General features: G+C 73.4%; 9 protein-coding genes. 6 read left to right on the top strand and 3 right to left on the bottom strand.

Going from position 1 to position 20,730, the window contains the following annotated elements; all coding sequences use genetic code 11:
- Nucleotides 1–192: 192 nt before the first annotated feature.
- Nucleotides 193–2,820: an alpha-glucan family phosphorylase gene (gene glgP / locus IF61_RS0121350; RefSeq protein ID WP_030368083.1), complete on the bottom strand. Its 2,628-nt coding sequence runs from the start codon at nucleotides 2,818–2,820 to the stop codon at nucleotides 193–195.
- A 685-nt stretch (nucleotides 2,821–3,505) separates the two neighbouring features.
- On the opposite strand from glgP, the gene IF61_RS0121345 reads away from it, so the two are divergent.
- The 4 genes from IF61_RS0121345 (at nucleotide 3,506) to glgB (ending at nucleotide 11,609) form a co-directional block, all read left to right on the top strand.
- A complete protein-coding gene (locus tag IF61_RS0121345; protein WP_030368082.1) occupies nucleotides 3,506–5,503 on the top strand; it encodes an alpha-1,4-glucan--maltose-1-phosphate maltosyltransferase in 1,998 nt (665 codons plus the stop codon).
- Complete coding sequence (gene treS / locus IF61_RS0121340; RefSeq protein ID WP_030368081.1) at nucleotides 5,500–7,233, top strand: maltose alpha-D-glucosyltransferase; 1,734 nt, start codon at nucleotides 5,500–5,502, stop codon at nucleotides 7,231–7,233. Before IF61_RS0121345 ends, treS begins: the two co-directional genes overlap by 4 nt.
- A gap of 324 nt (nucleotides 7,234–7,557) precedes the next feature.
- Nucleotides 7,558–9,222, top strand: coding sequence for a maltokinase N-terminal cap-like domain-containing protein (locus tag IF61_RS0121335; RefSeq protein WP_078660387.1), 1,665 nt, complete (start codon nucleotides 7,558–7,560; stop codon nucleotides 9,220–9,222).
- 176 nt (nucleotides 9,223–9,398) lie between these two features.
- On the top strand, nucleotides 9,399–11,609 hold the full coding sequence (gene glgB / locus IF61_RS0121330) for a 1,4-alpha-glucan branching enzyme (RefSeq protein WP_043190068.1): 2,211 nt from the start codon (nucleotides 9,399–9,401) through the stop codon (nucleotides 11,607–11,609).
- A gap of 162 nt (nucleotides 11,610–11,771) precedes the next feature.
- On the opposite strand, the gene IF61_RS0121325 is transcribed toward glgB, so the two are convergent.
- Nucleotides 11,772–13,445: an MFS transporter gene (locus IF61_RS0121325; protein ID WP_030368078.1), complete on the bottom strand. Its 1,674-nt coding sequence runs from the start codon at nucleotides 13,443–13,445 to the stop codon at nucleotides 11,772–11,774.
- A gap of 202 nt (nucleotides 13,446–13,647) precedes the next feature.
- Between IF61_RS0121325 and IF61_RS0121320 the strand changes: the two genes are divergently transcribed.
- The gene (locus tag IF61_RS0121320) at nucleotides 13,648–14,250 is read left to right on the top strand and encodes a TetR/AcrR family transcriptional regulator (protein ID WP_030368077.1); all 603 of its coding nucleotides are present in this window, start codon (nucleotides 13,648–13,650) and stop codon (nucleotides 14,248–14,250) included.
- Here the strand turns inward: IF61_RS0121320 and IF61_RS0121315 are convergent.
- On the bottom strand, nucleotides 14,183–16,285 hold the full coding sequence (locus tag IF61_RS0121315) for a coiled-coil domain-containing protein (protein WP_030368076.1): 2,103 nt from the start codon (nucleotides 16,283–16,285) through the stop codon (nucleotides 14,183–14,185). The genes IF61_RS0121320 and IF61_RS0121315 overlap by 68 nt on opposite strands.
- Nucleotides 16,286–16,582: 297 nt before the next feature.
- Here IF61_RS0121315 and IF61_RS0121310 point away from each other — a divergent pair, with 297 nt between their 5' ends.
- Complete coding sequence (locus IF61_RS0121310; RefSeq protein WP_078660386.1) at nucleotides 16,583–20,728, top strand: Pls/PosA family non-ribosomal peptide synthetase; 4,146 nt, start codon at nucleotides 16,583–16,585, stop codon at nucleotides 20,726–20,728.
- Nucleotides 20,729–20,730 lie beyond the last annotated feature (2 nt).

Below are 20,730 nucleotides of genomic sequence, written 5' to 3'. Positions count from 1 at the left end.
GTGGCTGGTCGCGCCCACGCGGCGTAGCCGCAGATGACACAGCCCCGCGCCCCTTACGGGGCGCGGTACTGCAACGGCCGACGGCCCCTGAACCGGGCGCCGTCCGGGGTGAGCACCGACTCCCCCGGACGGCGCCCCACGCACGTGCGGGCCGCGGCACGCCGAAGAGCACCGCGGCCGCGGCCGGAACCCTCAGCGCAGCAGGACCCCCGCCGCCTCCCCCGTCGCCTCCGACGGGAGGGTCACCAGGCCCATCTCCGCGCCGCTGGACAGCAGCCGGTGCGCGGGCAGGATGCGGACGGTGTAGCCGAAGGGGCCCGTGCGGTCGAGGGTGAGCGGGCCCTCGTAGAGGCGGCGGCCGTCGAGGGCCGGGCCGCCGGCGGGCTTGAGGGGAAAGACGGCGGTCTGGCTCAGCCGGTCGGTGGGGTCGACGCGCCCCGCGACGGCCTGCACCTCGACGTCCGCCGGGTCCAGCGGGCCGAGCGTGACGCTCACCCGCAGGGAGACCGTGGAGCCGAGGGTCGCCGTGCCGTTGAGGGCGGTGTCCGCGACGGCCTCCACGTGGTCGACGGCCACGCCCGGCCAGCCGGCCCGCACCCGGGCCTTCCAGGTGGCCAGCTCGCTCGCCGCGGCGGGCGTGAGGGCCCGCTGGGACTCGGCGGCGGGGGCGTAGAGCCGCTCCACGTACTCGCGCACCATGCGCCCGGCGAGGACCTTCGGGCCGAGCGTGGTCAGCGTGCGCCGGACCATCTCGATCCAGCGGCCGGGGAGCCCGCCGTGCGCCCGGTCGTAGAAGCGGGGGGCGACCCGCCGCTCCAGCAGGTCGTAGAGGGCCGCCGCCTCCAGGTCGTCGCGGCGGTTCTCTTCCATGGCCGCGCCGTCGGCGGTGGGGATGGCCCAGCCGAAGTCGGGCTCGTACCACTCGTCCCACCAGCCGTCGAGCACCGAGAGGTTGAGGCAGCCGTTGAGGGCGGCCTTCATCCCCGAGGTGCCGCAGGCCTCCAGCGGCCGCAGGGGGTTGTTGAGCCAGACGTCGCAGCCGGGGTAGAGCCGCTGGGCCATGGCCATGCCGTAGTCGGGCAGGAAGACCAGGCGGCGGCGCACGCGCGGGTCGTCGGCGAAGCGCACGAGCTCCTGCACGAGGCGCTTGCCGCTGTCGTCGGCGGGGTGGGCCTTGCCGGCGACGACGATCTGCACGGGGCGCTCGGGGTGCAGGAGGAGCTCCATGAGGCGGTCGCGGTCGCGGAGCATGAGGGTGAGGCGCTTGTACGAGGGGACGCGGCGGGCGAAGCCGATGGTGAGGACGTCCGGGTCGAGGACGCCGTCGATCCAGCCGAGCTCGGCGGTGCCGGCGCCGCGCTCGCGCCAGGCGGCGCGCAGCCGCTCGCGCACCTCCTCGACCAGCTGTTCGCGCAGGGTGCGGCGCAGCTCCCAGATGTCGGCGTCGGGGATCTCGGCGAGGGCGTCCCAGCGCTGCGAGCCGCCGACGGCCAGGGCGTCCTCGGCGCGGCCGGCGCCGACCCGGCGGGCGCCCAGGCGCAGCACCTCGGGGGCGACCCAGGTGGGGGCGTGGACGCCGTTGGTGACGGAGTCGATGGGCACCTCCTCGGGGTCGAAGCCGGGCCACAGGCCGGCGAACATCTGCCGGCTGACCTGTCCGTGGAGGGTGGAGACGCCGTTGGCGCGCTGGGCGAGGCGCAGGCCCATGACGGCCATGTTGAAGAGGTTGGGCTCGCCGCCGGGGTAGGTCTCCAGGCCCAGTTCGAGGACGCGTTCGACGTCGATGCCGGGGAGTTCGCCGGCGGGGCCGAAGTGGCGGGCGACGAGCTCGCGGTCGAAGCGGTCGATGCCGGCGGGCACGGGGGTGTGGGTGGTGAAGACGGCTCCGGCGCGGGCGCGCTCCAGGGCGGCGTCGAAGTCCAGCCCGGTGGTGACGAGTTCGCGGATGCGCTCCAGGCCGAGGAAGCCGGCGTGGCCCTCGTTGGTGTGGAAGACCTCGGGCTCGGGGTGGCCGGTGAGCCGGCAGTAGGTGCGCACGGCGCGGACGCCGCCGATGCCGAGGAGCATCTCCTGCAGCAGCCGGTGCTCTCCGCCGCCGCCGTAGAGCCGGTCGGTGACCTCGCGCTCGCCGGGGCCGTTCTCCTCGACGTCGGAGTCGAGGAGCAGCAGCGGCACGCGGCCGACGCGGGCCTGCCAGATGTAGGCGCGCAGGGAGCGGCCGCCGGGCAGGGCGAGGGAGATCCGGCTGGCGCTGCCGTCGGGCTCGCGGAGCATGGTGAGGGGCAGCTCGTTGGGGTCGAGCAGGGGGTAGTGCTCCTGCTGCCAGCCCTCGCGGGAGAGGGACTGGCGGAAGTAGCCGTGGCGGTAGAGCAGCCCGACGCCGATGAGGGGGACGCCGAGGTCGCTGGCGGACTTCAGGTGGTCGCCGGCGAGGATGCCGAGGCCGCCGCTGTACTGCGGGAGGGCGGCGGTGATGCCGAACTCGGGCGAGAAGTAGGCGATGGCGGCGGGCAGTCCCTCGGGCTGCTCCTGGTACCAGCGCCGGCCGGTGAGGTAGTCCTGCAGGTCGTCGGCGGCGGCGGCGAGCCGGCGCCGGAAGCGGCGGTCGTCGGCGAGGGCGGCGAGCCGGGCGGCGGGCACGGAGCCCAGCAGCCGCATGGGGTCGCCGGCGGCGGCCCGCCAGCCCTCGGGGTCGACGGCCTGGAAGAGCTCACGGGTCTCGGGGTGCCAGGACCAGCGCAGGTTGTGCGCCAGCTCGCTGAGCGGTCGTAGGGGCTCCGGGAGAACGGGGCGCACGCTGAATCGACGAATGGCCTTCACCCCCACGACGGTAGCGGGGAGGCCGGGGGGCTTCGTGGCGCTTCGCGGCAACTGCCTGCTCCTGGCAGGTGCAGGCGGGAAGTGCGCCCCCTGCTGCGGCGCGCGGGGACGGGCCGTCCTGCGCAGCCGGGGCTCATCCGCCCGGCCGGGAAAGGCGTCCGCATGGTGGACCGCGCGTGGAAGCGGACCGTACGCGTCACTGCGGCGGGTACGGCATCCGTACGAGGTGTGAATACGCCGCGCGTACAGCAGGAACGGCGGCGGCCGGTTACCGCTACGGCCGTCGGCGCGCGCCATTCCCCCGTCTGGCCGCCGGTTACCCGGTTTTCGCGCATTGCACACGATCGGCCCAGCGAGGAGACTTCGTACGGGTGACGGAGTGCCGACCATCCTCCCCAGCCGGTGCCACGGGAACTACGCACCGGTAGGTCCCACGGTGCGGGCATGCCCGCCCGGGACCGGTGGGAAAGCTCAACCGGTATGCAGGCCGTAGTAGTCCGCCGCCCCGAATGCCCGTCCCCGGCTCTTCCGCATTTCTTCCGCACCCACCCGAGTGAACGCGGTCAGGAGCAGTCATGCCCGCACCCAGCCGACGGCCGGCGGAGCAGATAGAAAGAGCAGAACCCGCCAGTACCGCCGCTCCGTTCCTTTCTTCCCGCCCCCTTCTCCCTCCTCAGGTGATCCCATGATCGGTCGTATCCCCGTCCTGGACCTCGGGCCGCTCGTGGACTGCGGCCGCCGGCCGGTCAAGGCGGTCGTCGGCGAGACCTTCCAGGTCACCGCCACCGTCTTCCGCGAGGGCCACGACGCGCTGGGCGCGAATGTGGTGCTGCGCGACCCGGCGGGCCGCTGCGGCCCCTGGACCCCCATGCGCGAGCTGACCCCCGGCACCGACCGCTGGGGCGCGGACGTGACCCCGGACAGCGAGGGGCGCTGGACGTACGCGGTGGAGGCGTGGAGCGATCCGGTGACGTCGTGGCGCCGGACGGCCTCGGTGAAGATCCCGGCCGGGATGGACGTCCAACTCGTGCTGGAGGAGGGCGCGCTGCTGTACGAGCGGGCCGCCGCCGGGGTGCCGAAGAAGGAGGGCCGCGAGGCGGTGCTGACCGCCGTCGACGCGCTGCGCGACCCGGGCCGGCCGGCCACCGCCCGGCTCGCGGCCGCCCTCGCGCCCCCGGTCACGGCGGCCCTGGCCGAGCACCCCCTGCGCGAGCTGGTGTCCGCGAGCCGGCCGGTGCCGGTGCTGGTGGAGCGCGAGCGGGCGCTGTTCGGGTCCTGGTACGAGATGTTCCCGCGCTCCGAGGGGGCGACGCCCGCGGAGGGGCGGCGGCCCGCCCGCAGCGGCACGTTCCGGACCGCGGCGCGGCGGCTGCCGGCCGTCGCCGCCATGGGTTTCGACGTCGTCTACCTGCCGCCGGTGCACCCCATCGGCACCGCGTACCGCAAGGGCCCCAACAATGCCCTCACCGCGGGCCCGTACGACGTCGGCAGCCCGTGGGCGATCGGCTCGGCCGACGGCGGGCACGACGCCCTCCACCCGGACCTCGGCACCTTCGAGGACTTCGACCACTTCGTCGCGCGCGCCCGCGAGCTGCGCATGGAGGTGGCCCTCGACTTCGCGCTGCAGTGCTCGCCGGACCACCCTTGGGTAGCCAAGCACCCCGAGTGGTTCCACCACCGCGCCGACGGCACGATCGCCTACGCCGAAAACCCGCCGAAGAAGTACCAGGACATCTATCCGCTGGCCTTCGACGAGGACTTCGACGGGCTGCTCCGCGAGAGCCTGCGCGTGCTGCGGTTCTGGATGGAGCGCGGCGTGCGGATCTTCCGGGTCGACAATCCGCACACCAAGCCGGTGGTCTTCTGGGAGAAGGTGATCGCCGAGATCGGCCGCACCGATCCGGACGTGGTCTTCCTCGCCGAGGCCTTCACCCGGCCCGCGATGATGCGCACGCTCGGCGCGATCGGATTCCAGCAGTCGTACACCTACTTCACCTGGCGCAACACCAAGCAGGAGCTCACCGGCTACCTCACGGAGCTGTCCGGGGAGTCGGCCGCGCTCATGCGCCCCAACCTCTTCGTGAACACCCCGGACATCCTGCACGCCTTTCTGCAGCACGGCGGGCGGGCCGCCTTCGAGGCGCGCGCCGTCCTCGCCGCGACGCTCTCCCCCTCCTGGGGCGTCTACGCCGGTTACGAACTGTGCGAGAACACTCCGGTGCACCCCGGGAGCGAGGAATACCTGGACTCGGAGAAATACCAGCTGCGGCCGCGCGACTGGGCGGCGGCCGAGCGCGAGGGGCGCAGCCTGGCCCCGCTGATCACCGCGCTCAACCGGCTGCGACGGCGCCAGCCCGCCCTGCGGCAGTTGCGCAACCTGCGTTTCCATCACGCCGACAATGACGCCGTCATCGCCTATTCCAAGCGTGCGGGCAGCTCGTGCGTCCTCACCGTTGTCAACCTCGACCCCCACCACACCCACGAGGCCACGGTCTCGTTGGACATGCCGGAACTCGGCCTCGCATGGCATGAGTCCGTCCCGGTGCGCGACGAGCTCACCGGAGAGACCTATCACTGGGGCAGGGACAACTATGTGCGCCTCGAGCCGGGCCGTTCCATCGCGCCCGCGCACGTGTTCTCGCTGCGACCGTCCTCACCGATCGGAGGGTCACCCACACCATGATCGTCAATGAGCCCGTCCCCGACACCTTCGAGGACACTCCCGCCAAGGACCTGGATCCCGACTGGTTCAAGCGCGCCGTCTTCTACGAGGTGCTCGTACGGTCCTTCCAGGACAGCGACGGCGACGGCATCGGCGACCTCAAGGGTCTGACGGCCAAGCTGGACTATCTGCAGTGGCTGGGCGTCGACTGCCTGTGGCTGCCGCCGTTCTTCCAGTCGCCGCTGCGCGACGGCGGCTACGACGTCTCCGACTACACCGCGGTGCTGCCGGAGTTCGGCGACCTGGCCGACTTCGTCGAGTTCGTGGACGCGGCGCACCAGCGCGGCATGCGCGTCATCATCGATTTTGTCATGAACCATACGAGCGATCAGCACGAGTGGTTCCAGCAGTCGCGCAACGACCCCGACGGCCCCTACGGCGATTACTACGTCTGGGCCGACGACGACAAGCGCTATCCGGACGCGCGCATCATCTTCGTGGACACGGAGACCTCGAACTGGACCTTCGATCCGGTCCGCAAGCAGTACTACTGGCACCGCTTCTTCTCGCACCAGCCCGATCTCAACTACGAGAACCCGGCGGTGCAGGAGGAGATCCTGGCCGCGCTGCGGTTCTGGCTGGACCTCGGCATCGACGGCTTCCGGCTGGACGCGGTGCCGTACCTCTTCGCGGAGGAGGGCACCAACTGCGAGAACCTGCCGCGGTCGCACCAGTTCCTCAAGCGCGTCCGGGCGGAGATCGACGCCCATTACCCGGACACCGTGCTGCTGGCCGAGGCCAATCAGTGGCCCGAGGACGTCGTCGACTACTTCGGGAACTACGAGTCCGGCGGCGACGAATGCCACATGGCGTTCCACTTCCCCGTGATGCCGCGCATCTTCATGGCCGTGCGCCGGGAGTCGCGCTACCCGGTCTCGGAAATCCTGGCCAAGACCCCGGCCATCCCGTCGCGCTGCCAGTGGGGCATCTTCCTGCGCAACCACGACGAGCTGACGCTGGAGATGGTCACCGACGAAGAGCGCGACTACATGTACGCGGAGTACGCCAAGGATCCGCGGATGCGCGCCAACATCGGCATCCGGCGGCGGCTCGCCCCGCTGCTCGACAACGACCGCAATCAGATCGAGCTGTTCACCGCGCTGCTGTTCTCCCTGCCCGGCTCGCCGATCCTCTACTACGGCGACGAGATCGGCATGGGCGACAACATCTGGCTCGGCGACCGCGACGGCGTGCGGACGCCGATGCAGTGGACGCCCGACCGCAACGCGGGCTTCTCCTCCTGCGACCCGGGGCGGCTCTACCTGCCGACCATCATGGACCCGGTCTACGGCTATCAGGTCACCAACGTCGAGGCGGCGATGAGCAGCCCCTCGTCGCTGCTGCACTGGACGCGCCGGATGATCGAGATCCGCAAGCAGAACCCGGCGTTCGGGCTCGGCTCGTACACCGAGCTCACCTCCAGCAACCCGGCCGTGCTCGCGTTCCTGCGCGAAGTGCGGCTGCCGGGGCAGCGGGAGGACGACATCGTGCTGTGCGTGAACAACTTCTCCCGCTTCGCACAGCCGACCGAGCTCGATCTGCGGGCGTTCAGCGGCCGGCATCCCGTCGAGCTGATCGGCGGGGTGCGCTTCCCCGCCATCGGAGAACTGCCCTACCTGCTGACCCTGGCCGGTCACGGCTTCTACTGGTTCCGGCTCCGCCGTGGCACACCGCCGCAGGCCGGCCACTGAGGGCGCTCCCGTGCGCGCCGGCGCCCGCCGGCCGGCCGCGCACGGGCGGTTTTCCCCCGGAAACCCTGGGAACTCGTACTACTACGCACGAGCCGGGCCGAACGGATCGCTTCCGCTTCGGGGACCGCCGCAGGGGCCGCACCCCGGCCGCCGCGCGCCGATCCAGGGGCCGCAGGCGCTGACCGCAACGGACGATCACCCCGCCCGACACCCCGGCTCCGGCCGGGGACCCCAGCACCGCGTACAGGTCAATGCCGCAATCCGGGACCACGATCCGGGACACTTTGCCCCATATGCCACGCCCCGGGGAAAGGACGCGACGCCATGTCGGACGCTGCACCGTCCCGCCGGGGCACCGGACGCCGGGGGGCCTCCGGCTCTCCCGGCCCGCTGCTGTCCTCGGTCCGCGCCGCCCCCGCGGCCCACGCGCCCGAGGCGGAGACCGCCGACGCGGGGCTGCTGGGGTCGCTGGTGCCGCTGCTCTCCGAGTGGCTGCCCCGTCAGCGCTGGTTCGCCGGCAAGGGCCGCCCCATCACCGGCTTCACGCTCGTCGCGGCCACGGAGCTGCTGCCGCACCTCGCCGGCACGACCACTCCGGGCCTGCTCCACCTGCTCGTGCGGGCCCAGCAGCCCGGCTCGCCCGGCGCCGCCCGGTCCGAAGGCGCCGCCCCGGGGCCCGCCATCCACGCCGGCACCGACGACTGCTACCAACTCCTGCTCGGCGTGCAGGACGTCCTGCCGCCGCACCTGGCGCCCGCCCTCATCGGCCGCCCCGCCGGCGGCCCGCTGCACGGCCGCGCCGTCTACGAGGGCCTGACCGACCCCCGGCTCGCCACCCTGCTCCTGGAGCGGCTGCGGCTGCCCGGCCGGCTCGGCCCCCTGCGCTTCACGCGCGAGGAGGGCGTCGTCATCGGCGCCGGGCTCGCGCCCCGGCTCATCGGCGCCGAGCAGTCCAACTCCTCCGTCGTCTACGGCGAAACGTACATCCTCAAGCTCTTCCGCCGCGTCTGCCCCGGCACCAACCCCGACCTCGAACTCCCCCGCGCCCTCGCCGGCACCGGCTGCGCCCGGGTGCCCGCGCCCGCCGCCTGGTTCGAGGCCGTCGTGCCCGGCGCGGGCGCCGAGCCCATGACGCTCGGCGTCCTCCAGCCCTACCTGCCCGGCTCCGCCGACGGCTGGCAGCTCGCCCTCAGCGCCCTCGCCGTCCGCGCCGACTTCACGGCCTCCGCCCGCGCCCTCGGCCACGCCACCGCCGAGGTGCACGGGGCGCTGGCCGAGGCGCTGCCCACGGTCGTGCTGCGCCGCCCCCAGCTCGAACACCTCGCCGCCGCCATGACCCGCCGCCTCGACATCGCCGCCGACGCCGTCCCCGCGCTGCGCCCCTACCGGGCCGCGCTGCGCGGCGCCTACGACGACCTGGCCGCGCTCGGCCGGGCCGGGCGCACGTGGCGCGCCCAGCGCATCCACGGCGACCTCCACCTCGGGCAGGCCCTGCGCACGGCCGAGGACGGGCGCTGGGCGCTCATCGACTTCGAGGGCGAGCCCGCCCGCCCGCTGGCCGAGCGCACCCGCCCGCAGCCGACCGCCCGCGATGTCGCCGGGATGCTGCGCTCCTTCGACTACGCGGCGGCGGTCGGCCGGGCGGCCGGCACCAGCTGGCCGGAGCGCGCCCGCGCCGCGTTCTGCGAGGGCTACGGCGCGGTGCACGGCGACCCGCGCGAGGAGCCGCAGCTGCTGCGCGCCCACGAGACGGACAAGGCCGTCTACGAGGTCCTCTACGAGGCCCGCCACCGGCCGGACTGGCTGGTGGTCCCGATGGCGGCCATCCGCCGCCTGGCGGAACCGGCCGCCTCTGCCGAGGCGGCCGAGGCGTCCGAGGCGGCCGAGCCGGTGAACGCGGCCCCGCCCGCGCCGGAGGTTTCCGCCGGCACCACCGATTCCGCTCCCCGCGCCACCGGCCGGGAGCTCCCGAGGAGGACCGCACCGTGACCGCTCGACCGCCGTCCCGCCGAACGCCCCATGACGCCGAAGCCGGCCTTCCCGGTGCCGGGCCGGGCATCCCGGCCACGTTCCTGCCGGGGCGGGGCGGGAAGGCGGGCGGGGAGCCCGGAGCCGGGCCCGGAGCGGCGGCGCCCGGGCCCGCGGCGGCGGGGCGCGCGGAGCGCGTGCCCGGCCGGCGCGGGGTGCGGCCCGCGGAGCCGCTGGGGGCGGAGGACCGGGAGCGGCTGCTGCACGGCGCGCACCACGACCCGCACGGCCTGCTGGGGGCGCACCCGGTGCCCGGCGGCGTGCGCTTGCGCACCCTGCGCCCCTTCGCACGCTCCGTGGCGGTCAGCGCGAAGGGCCTGCGCGTGGAGCTGTACGACGAGGGGGACGGCTTCTTCGCGGCGGTGCTGCCGCTGAGCGAGCCGCCCGGCTACCGCCTGCTGGTGAACTACGAGGGCACGGAGCGGGAGACCCACGACCCGTACCGCTTCCTGCCCGCGCTCGGCGACCTGGACCTGCACCTCATCAGCGAGGGCCGCCACGAGCAGCTGTGGCGGGCGCTGGGGGCGCAGCCGATGGAGCACGAGGGCGTGGCGGGCACCCGCTTCACGGTGTGGGCGCCGAACGCCCGGGGCGTGCGCGTCGTCGGCGACTTCAACTACTGGGACGGCACGGGGTACCCGATGCGTTCGCTGGGCGCGTCCGGGGTGTGGGAGCTGTTCCTGCCGGGCATCGGCGAGGGCGCGCTGTACAAGTTCGAGATCACGCGCCCGGACGGCTCGCACACGATGCGCGCGGACCCCATGGCGCGGCGCACGGAGGCCCCTCCGGCGAACGCGTCCGTCGTGCACGCCTCGCACCACGCCTGGCAGGACGCGGAGTGGATGGCGGCACGCACGGGGCGGCCGGTGCACGAGCACCCGTTCTCGGTCTACGAGGTGCACCTGCCCTCCTGGCGGCCCGGGCTGACGTACCGGCAGCTGGCCGACCAGCTGCCCGCGTACGTCAAGGACCTCGGCTTCACGCACGTGGAGCTGATGCCGATCGCCGAGCACCCCTTCGGCGGTTCGTGGGGTTATCAGATCACCGGCTTCTACGCTCCCACCGCCCGTCTGGGCACCCCGGACGACTTCAAGCACTTGGTGGACGCGCTGCACGCGGCGGGCATCGGCGTCCTCATGGACTGGGTGCCCGCGCACTTCCCGCGCGACGACTGGGCGCTGGCCGAGTTCGACGGTCGCCCGCTGTACGAGCACGCGGACCCGCTGCGCGCCGCGCACCCCGACTGGGGCACGCTGGAGTTCGACTACGGACGTACGGAAGTGCGCAACTTCCTGGTGGCCAACGCCGTGTACTGGTGCGAGGAGTTCCACATCGACGGCCTGCGCGTGGACGCCGTCGCCTCCATGCTCTACCTCGACTACTCCCGCGAGGAGGGCCAGTGGACGCCGAACGTCCACGGCGGCCGGGAGAACCTGGACGCGGTGGCGTTCCTCCAGGAGATGAACGCGACCGTCTACCGCCGCTGCCCCGGCGTCGTCACGGTGGCGGAGGAGTCCACGGCCTGGGACGGCGTCACCCGCGCCACGCACCACGTCGGCGCGGGCGGCTTCGGCGGCCTCGGCTTCGGCCTGAAGTGGAACATGGGCTGGATGCACGACTCCCTGGTCTACGTCTCCAAGGAGCCGGTGCACCGCAAGTACCACCACGGCGAGATGACGTTCTCGATGATCTACGCGTACAGCGAGAACTACGTGCTGCCGATCTCGCACGACGAGGTCGTCCACGGCAAGCGGTCGCTGGTCTCGAAGATGCCGGGCGACTGGTGGCAGCAGCGCGCGAACCACCGCGCGTACCTGGGCTTCATGTGGGCGCACCCGGGCAAGCAGCTGCTCTTCATGGGGCAGGAGTTCGCTCAGGGCGCCGAGTGGTCCGAGGCGCACGGCCCGGACTGGTGGCTGCTGGACCCCTCGTACTCCGCCGAGGCGGACCACCGCGGCGTCCGCGACCTGGTCCGCGACCTGAACGCGGCCTACCTGTCGACGCCCGCCCTGTGGCAGCGGGACACGGCGCCCGAGGGCTTCGAGTGGGTGGTGAGCGACGCCTCGGAGGACAACGTCTTCGCGTTCCTGCGCTTCGACGCCCAGGGCGCGCCCCTGCTGGCCGTCAGCAACTTCTCCCCCGTGGTGCGGCACGGCTACGCGCTGGGCGTGCCCGGCCGGTTCACGGCGTGGCAGGAGATCCTCAACACGGACGGCGGCCGCTACGGAGGGAGCGGCGTCACCACGCCCGACCCGGTCAAAACGGAGGCCGCGCGCCACCACGGGCGGCCGGCGAGCATCACGGTGACGCTGCCGCCGCTGGCGACGGTGTGGTGGCGGGCGGTGTAGGGCGCGGCGCCCGGCGGCGCGGGTGAGGGAGCCGGCGGGGCTCCCCGGGCTGCCGCGTGAGCGCCGGGGAACGACGGTGCCCCGCACCTCGTGGAGAGGGTGCGGGGCACCGGTGCGTGTGCGCCGTGCGGCGGCGGGCAGGTCCCGCGCCGTGCGGCTGCGTCAGACCTTCTCGCCCACGCGCTCCTGGGAGCCCGCCTCCGCAGGGGCGGACGCGGCGGCCGCCTGCGCCTTGCGGCCCGGCAGCAGGAGGGCGACCAGCACCGTGCCGACGCCGAGCACGATCGCGCCGACGACGCTGGTGTGGGCGACGGCGTCCGCGAACGACTTGTGCACGGCCTCGGCCACGGACTGCGCCTGCTGCGCGCCCAGGACGGCGGCCTTCTCCGGCCCGACCTTCGGCGCGGCGCCGGCCGCGACCTGCTTGCCGACCTCCTTGGCCACGGCCAGGCCCGCGCCGACCGAGTCCTGCGCGACGCCGAGCGCCTTCTCCGGCAGCTTCGGGCCGCCGGCGGCGGCGGCCTCGGCCGCGGCGTCACCGAGGTTGGACGAGTAGGTCTTGGCGAGCACGGTGCCGAGGATGGCGATGCCCAGGGAGCCGCCCATCTCGATGGAGGTGCTGTTGACGGCGCCGCCGACGCCCAGCTGGTCCTCCGGGAAGGAGCCCATGATGGCGTTGGTGCACGGCGACAGGGACAGGCCGATGGCCAGACCCAGGATGATCAGCGGCAGGACGAAGTCGTCGTACGTGGAGGACTCGTCGACGCGGGCGAGCAGCGCTATGGCGACCGTGCCGACGGTCATGCCGCACGCCACGGTGACCTTCATGCCCACCTTGGGGGTGAGGATCGCGGTCAGGGCACCGCCCACGAACACCGCGCCGGCCAGCGGCAGCATCCGCACGCCGGTGTCCAGCGGCGAGTAGCCGAGGACGAACTGCAGGTGCTGGGTGAGGTAGTAGAAGGCGCCGAAGACGGCGAGGAAGAACAGCGCTACGGCCATGGTCGAGCCGGCGAACGCGCGCTTGGCGAAGCGGCGGACGTCCAGGACCGGGTGCGGGTGACGCAGCTCCCAGAAGACGAAGAGGACCAGGCCGGCGCCCGCGATGACGGCGGCGGCGATCGCCTTGGCGCCCCAGCCGAAGTGCGGGCCCTCGATGATCATGTAGATGAGGGAGCCGACCCAGACGACGGACAGCAGGCCGCCCACGTAGTCGATCTTGTCGACACCGGTGGCCTTGGACGGCGGGACGAGCGCCAGCGCGCCGATGATGCCGAGGGCGGCGATCGGCACGTTGATGAGGAAGGTGGAGGCCCAGCCGTGGTCCTCCAGCAGCGCACCGGCCACGAGCGGGCCGACGGCGATGGCGAGGCCGGCGGTGGCCGTCCAGATGGTGATGGCCTTGGCGCGCTCCTCGCGCGGGAAGGTCGCGGCGAGCAGCGACAGCGTGGCCGGCATGATCATGGCTGCGCCGATGCCCATGACGGCGCGCGCGGCGATGACGCCGGCCGAGCTGTCGACCAGCGAGCCCGCGACGGAGGCCGCGCCGAAGACGAAGAGGCCGAGCACGAGCGCGCCGCGGCGGCTGTACTTGTCGCCGACGGCGCCGAGGATCAGCATCAGCGCGGCGTACGGGACGGTGTAGCCGTCGATGACCCACTGCAGGTCGGAGCTGCCGAGGCCGAGGTCCTTGACCATGTCGGGGGCGGCGACCGTCAGGGACGTGTTCGCCATGACGATGATCAGCAGGCTGATGCAGAGCACGCCCAGCGCGGCCCAGCGCCTCTTGTACGGACCGTCCATCTCGTCGACCGGTGTCGACATCGCGAGGCCCATCGGCCACTCCTTCCAGACACTTGCACACAGTTGTGCAATTACACAGCAGTGTGCAAATTACGGGATGGCGCGGCCGCGTGCAAAATGAGGGGCGGGATGTCGGCCACGGAGGGCCGCGCCCGCAGCCCCCTCCTCAGCACGGTCCCCGTCCGGAGTCGTTCAGGGACCCGGGCCACAGACCCGACAGACAGAGAAGAGACCAATGGCCGGCAGAGCGGACGCCAATCGCCGCCGCATCATGGACATCGCGCTCGTGGAGCTGCTGCGCGACGCGGACGCGAGCATGGACCAGATCGCGCGGGCCGCGGGCGTCGTCCGGCGCACGGTCTACGGCCACTTCCCGAGCCGCGAGGCGCTGATGAGCGCCCTCGTCGACGACGCCGCGAGCGCGGTGGAGGTCGCCCAGGCCGAAGCCCTGCGCGACGTCGCCGACCCCGCCGAGGCGCTCGCCCTCTCCATGCTCGCCGCCTGGGAGATCGCCGACGGCTACCGGCTCCTGATCTCCATGGCCCAGCGCAGCGTCACGGTCGAGGGCATCCACCGCCGCCTGGAGCCGGTGCGCCGCGAGTGCGCGGCGATGCTGCAACGCGGCCTGGACGAGGGCCGCTTCGTCTCGCCGCTGCCCGCGATCGCCCTCGCGTACGTCCGGGAACAGGTCCTCTTCGGCCTCATGCAGGCGGTCAACGACGGCGTCCTCGCCCCGGCGGACGCCGGCCGCTCGGCCGCCGTGACCGCGCTCACCGCGGCAGGAGTCCCTGCGGTGGAGGCTGAGGAACTGGTGGCCGGCCTGACAGCAGCGCCATAGAGCCGGGCGGTGCCATAGAGCCGGGCGGTGCCATGTGCGGCTCCGGCGACTTCCCGTCGCCACGTCCACCGTCGACGCCCTCGCCGTCGCCGTCGTGGCCGGAACCGGGGCTGCTCCGGCCTGGGCGGCGGATGATGGGGCCCTTGCTACGGCTCGGGCTGGTGCTGACGCTGGGGCTCTTGCTGACGCTGGGGCTCCTACTGGCGCTGGGGCTCTTGCTGACGCTGGGACTCCTGCTGCTGCAGCAGGGACTGGAGCTGGAACTTGAGCTGGAGCTGGAACTTGAGCCTGGAATGATCACGACGCTGCGGCCGGGGCTCGGACCGGTCCGAGAGCTCGTCACCCCGCTGGGGCTGGTGACGGGTCCGGGGCCGGGGCTGAAACTGCGCCGAGGGCCGCTCGCCCCGCCCGAAGGGCCGTCGGGGGCCGGGCTGCCGCCGGCCACGGGCCCCGAGGAAACCGGCTGCGGCCCCGGGGACGGATCGTCGCCGCCTCTGCCTGCAACCGCCGCACGCACGGCAGCGATCACCACGACGAGGGCCGCCAGCCCGGCGAGCCAGAGCAGCCCGCGCCGGAGCAGGTTCGGCCGGGCCGGATCGGGGCCGTCTCCCCGGCCCGGGCCGGAGGCCTCCACGTAGGCGAGGTTCGCCCTGGTCAGCTCAGCCCCGGCGGTGTCGCCCAGGGCCACCCGCAGCTGCAGCGCGTGCCGCAGCCGGGCGGCGGCCTCCTCGGGCCGGTCCTCGGTGTAGGCCACGGTGCCCAGCTGGTGGGAGAACAGCGCCTCCGAGGCCCGGTCGCCGATCCGCCGGGCCGCGTCCTCGCCCTGCTCCAGCACGTCCTTCCACTGCTGCCAGCGGCGTCCGGCGAACAGCGCGGCCTCGGCGATCTTCGCCAGCCGGATCACGGCCCGCCATTCGGCCCGCTCGGCGGCGAAGGCGAGCAGCCCGACGATGCCCTCCGCGCCTTCGAGCGCGCCCGTGAGGCCGTGCGCTCCTCCGTCGAGGGCGTCGTCCAGCCAGTCGGCGAGCCCGTTGACGGTCGCGCTCAGCGAGACCGCGTCGAGCAGCAGGTCCCGGACGCTGTCCTGCAGGCACACCGGCAGCCCGAAGCGGTCGTCCTCCGGCCGCTCGACGAGCCCCCGCTCGTGCAGGGACAGCAGGGTCTGGGCCGCGTAGGCGATGTCGCCGGCGGCCGCCACCCAGCTCCCCGGCACCAGGGCCCCGGCCACGATCGCCAGGACCGCGAGGGCCTTGCGCTCCTGCCCCGACAGCCGTCCCGCACTCATCCGTTCCAGCTCGCGCACGCCCCGTGCGGCGCGCTCCGCCACCGCCTCGACCGGGTATCCGGCCCGCACCAGTGCCGCGGCCTGCCGGACGGACAGCGGCCGCCCCCGTACGACCTCCAGCAGCCTCCGCACGACGGGCAGTTCGGCGTCCCGCACGGTGCGGCCGAGGGACTGGACGAACAGCTCGAACGCCGCGTCCTGCGGCAGCCCCGTCAGCAACCGCGACGCCGCCGCGCCGCCGCCCAGCACCGGCTGCTCCCCGCCCACGAGCAGGACGCAGCCGGGCAGGGCGTCCGCCAGTTGACGCGGGATCCGCGAACCGGGCGGCACCTCGTCCAGCACGATCAGCGCGCGGGCGTGCCGGACGAGTTGCCGGCACACCGGCCCGGAGTACTTCACCGGTTCCGCTCCCGCGGACACGTACAACTCGTCCACGAGCAGCTGGAGAACGTCCTCCCGCGGGTTCCGGCCCACGCGCACGAACGCGCTGCGCCTCCCGCCCGAGGCGATGTTCCGGAGCAGGCTGCTCTTCCCGAACCCGCAAGGGCCGTGGAATTCCACCGACCGCCCGTCCAGGATCTCCCGCCAGGCGCCGGCCAGCACCTCCTCCCGGCCGAGCAGCACGGGCGCCGGCGCGGTCCACCGGTGCCGCGGCCCGGGATCGCGGAGAAGCAGTTCCGACCGCTGGAGCCGGGTACCGCTGCGGGAAGTGAGGGTGATGCGGGAACTGCCGTAGAGAACGCTGTACACATATCCCCCTGGGCACGAAGGACGCGCCGTCGAACGGCAGCGTCTGCCTCGCACGGGCCCTCGTCCAGCACCCGGTACGCCCCATGCACCCGCGCGCCCCCTGGATGCACTGCGCGCCCTCACGGAGCGCGGACTCGTACACCCGGCGTACCGCGCGGTGGCCGTCTCCGGGCGCTGGGGGGCAGCACTGTCCGGAGGGGGCGTCCGCAGTGCGGCGTAGACAACCGAGTAGCGCCGCGCAGGCCCTCCTCCGGTAAAATGTAGGGGCCTTAATGGCCCAATATTTCCCTGAATGTCATGGTGGCACACGGCGAGCGGAGAGAGGGAGAGGCGCCCCGGCGGGATCCGCCGGGGGGCGGGGTGCCGCGGTCGGCGAGCCGGGCGGACGGGGTGCTGACGTGCGCCGGGGACGACGGATCGGCCCGGTGGCGGGACGGCGAGCGGCTGGAGTGCCTGTTCGAGGAGCGGTGCGACCGGCTGCGGGCGCAGGGGCGGGAGGACCGGCTCGCGGTGGACGCCGGTGAGGTCACGCTGACCTACGCGCAGCTGGACGACAGGGCGAATCAGCTCGCCCGCTTCCTGCTGGCGCGGGGCACGCGCCCCGGCGACCGGGTAGGGCTGCTCCTCGACGACGCGGTGGACGCCTACACCGGCATGCTGGGCGTGCTGAAGGCGCACGCCGTGTACGTGCCACTGGACGCGGGTTTCCCGGCGGACCGGTTGTCGTACATCGTCTCCGACGCCTCCGTGCGGACGGTCCTGTCGCTCTCCCGCCTCGCCGGCCGGGCGGGGCATCTCGCCGCCGGCGCCGACCTGTTGTACCTGGACCGGCTGCGGGCCGAGGTGGCGGTGCAGCCCCGCCGGCGCCCGGGCACCGCCGCCGGGCAGCAGCCCGACGACCTCTGCTACGTCATCTACACCTCGGGCACCACCGGCCGCCCCAAGGGAGTGGCGATCGGCCACCCGGCCATCTGCAACTTCGTCCGCGTGGCGGCGGAGGTCTACGGCATCACCGGCGAGGACCGGGTGTACCAGGGGATGACGCTCGCCTTCGACTTCTCCGTCGAGGAGACGTGGGTGCCGTGGATGGCCGGTGCGACGCTGGTGCCCCGGCCGGCCGGGCCGGGCCTGCTCGGGGCGGAGCTGGACGCGTTCCTGCGGGAGCGGCGGGTCACCGCGCTGTGCTGCGTTCCCACGCTGCTGGCCACGCTGGACGAGGAGCGGTCCGGGCTGCGGTTCCTGCTGGTGTCCGGGGAGTCGTGCCCGCAGGACCTGATCAGCCGCTGGCACCGGCCGGGCCGGCGGTTCCTCAACGTCTACGGCCCGACGGAGGCGACCGTCACCGCGACCTGGACCCTGCTGGACCCGGACCGTCCGGTGACAATCGGCGTCCCGCTGCCGACGTACGCGGTGGTCCTGCTCGATCCCCAGGAGGACGCGGCCCTCCCGCCGGGCACGATGGGCGAGATCGGCATCGCCGGCATGGGGCTCGCCAGTGGCTACGTCAACAGGCCGGACCTGACCGACCGCGCCTTCGTCCCGGACTTCCTCGGCGTCCCCGGCAACCCGTCCGGCAGGATCTACCGCACCGGGGACCTGGGCAGGGTCAACCCCCGCGGCGAGATCGAGCACCACGGCCGCATCGACACCCAGGTCAAGATCCGCGGCTACCGCGTGGAACCGGCCGAAATCGAATCCGTGCTGCTCCGCGTCCCCGGCATCGCCCAGGCCGTGGTCACCCGGCACGAGCCCGCCCCGGGCACCGCGGAACTGTGCGCCTTCTACACGACCCGCGAAGGCGCCGCCGTGGACCCCGACCGCGTCGTCGCGCAGCTGCGGGAGCGGCTGCCCGCCTACATGGTCCCCGCCTATCTCGAACCCGTCGCGTCGATACCGGTGCTGCCCAGCGGCAAGGCGGACCGCAGCCGTCTGCCCGCGCCGGGCGGGCCGCGCCGGCTCGCCGCGCGGCACGGCTACGCGGCGCCGGAGACCGGCACCGAACGGGCGCTGGCCGAGCTGCTGGCGGGCGTCCTGCAGGTCGAACGGGTCTCCGTGGACAGCCACTTCTTCGACGAGCTCGGCGCCAACTCCCTGCTGATGGCGCACTTCAACGCGGCCGTCCGCGGCCGCCCCGACCTGCCCGGCGTGTCGATGAAGGACGTCTACCTGCATCCCACCGTCCGCGACCTCGCCACGGCCTTGGACCGGACGGCGCCGGCCGCACCGGAGCGCGTACGGGGCCGCGTACCCGCACAGCGCCCGGCACCGCCGCGAACGCCGGCGGTGAGCACTCCGCGGTACGTCCTGTGCGCGGCGATGCAACTCCTGGTGTTCCTGGTGTACGTGTCCCTCGGATCGGTGGCGCTGGACGCCGGCACCGCCTGGGTGATGCAGGCGAGCGGATGGGAAGCCGTCTACGGGCGCGCGGTCGCCTTCGCCGCCGCCCTGCTGGGCGGGATGGCCCTGGTACCGATCGCCGCGAAGTGGGCCCTGGTCGGCCGGTGGCCGGCGCGGCGCATCCCCCTGTGGAGCATGGCCTACGTCCGCTTCTGGTGCGTCAAGACCCTGGTCGTCGCCAACCCGCTCGTCCGGATGTGCGTCGGTACGCCGCTGTACCCGCTGTACCTGCGGGCGCTGGGCGCCAAGGTCGGCCCCCGCGCCCTGATCCTGACCACCCATGTGCCGGTGTGCACCGACCTGCTCGCCATCGGCGCCGACAGCGTGATCCGCAAGGACACCTACCTCAACGGCTACCGGGCCCACGACGGAGCCGTCGAAACGGGCGCCGTCACCATCGGCGACCGCGCCTTCGCCGGGGAGCACAGCACCCTCGACATCGGCGCGCGCCTCGGTGACGGCGCCGAGCTCGGCCACGCCTCCTCGCTGCACTCCGGCCAGTCCGTACCGGCCGGGCAGTGCTGGCACGGCTCACCGGCCGTCCCGGCACCGGCCGGCTGCCGGTACCTCACGGTCCCGCCGGCCCGCTGCGGCACCCTGCGCCGCGCCTGCCACAGCGCCTTCCGGCTGCTGATCGCGGTCGCCACCGTCGGGGCGGCCGACGTGGCCGTCGCCGCGCTGCTGGAGTCCAGGCCCTCCCTCCTGGCCCGTACGGTCACGGGGGAGACGGGCCCGGACAGCTGGGCGTACTACGCCGGCGGCCTGCAGATCTCGGCGGCCGCGGTGTTCGGCCTCGCGATCGCCGGGCCGGTCCTGATCACATGCCTGTCGCGGGCGCTGTGCCGCCTCGTGCGGCCGGGCGCGGTCCATCCGCTGTACGGGGTGCAGTTCGCGCTGCAGCGCGCCGCCGCCCGGCTCACCAACATCGTCTTCTGCAACGCGCTGTTCGGCGACACCTCGGCCGTCGTGCACTACCTGCACGCCCTCGGCTACCGGCTGAGGCCGGTCGAGCAGACCGGCTCCAACTTCGGCATGACCCTCAAGCACGAGGTCCCCACGCTCAGCCGCATCGGCACCGGGACCATGGTCTCGGACGGGCTGTCCCTGATGAACGCCGAGTTCTCCAGCACGTCCTTCCGTGCCGTCCCCGCCACGATCGGCCGGCGCAACTTCCTGGGCAACGACATCGCCTACCCGGCCGGGGGCCGGACCGGCGACGACTGCCTGCTGGCGACCAAGGTCATGATCCCGGTCAGCGGCCCGCTCAAGGAGGCCACCGGCCTGCTCGGCTCGCCGCCCTTCGAGATCCCCCGCTCGGTGGAGCGCGACCAGGACTTCGGCGCCCTGGGCACGGGGGCCGAACGCCGGCGGCGGCTCGCGGCCAAGAACCGCCACAACGCGGTCACCGTCACCCTGTTCCTGACCGTCCGCTGCCTGTACGTCTTCGGACTGGTGCTGATCGCCATGCTCCCCCTGGGAGAGGACGCCACGCTGCACTGGCTGGAGACGGCCTGCTCCATCGTCGCCGGGCTCGCCTTCACCGTCGTCTGGTTCGCGCTGGTCGAACGGGCCGTGGTCGGCCCGCACGGGCTGCGGCCCCGCTTCTGCTCCCTCTACGACAAGGCGTTCTGGAGACACGAGCGGTACTGGAAGGTGCCCTCCACGGCCTACCACGCCGTCTTCAACGGCACCCCGTTCAAGCCGGCCGTCTGGCGGCTCCTCGGCGTCCGCATGGGCCGCCGGGTCTACGACGACGGCTGCGGCATCATCGAACGCACCCTCACCCGGGTCGGCGACGGCTGCGCCCTCAACGCGGGCAGCACCCTCCAGGCCCACTCCCTGGAGGACGGGGTCTTCAAGTCCCGCCCCATCGCCATCGGCAACGGCTGCACCATCGGCCCCAGCGCGTTCGTGCACTACGGCGTCGTCATCGACGACGGCGCCCGCATCGACGCCGACTCCTTCCTGATGAAGGGCGAACACGTACCGGCCCGTACGGCCTGGCGGGGAAACCCCGCGGCCGAGCTGCCCGCCGGCGGCTGCTAGGC

The sequence above is a fragment of the Streptomyces roseoverticillatus genome, assembly GCF_000719265.1.
Taxonomy (GTDB): Bacteria; Actinomycetota; Actinomycetes; order Streptomycetales; family Streptomycetaceae; genus Streptomyces; species Streptomyces roseoverticillatus.
This window is presented reverse-complemented; position numbering and strand designations above follow the sequence as displayed.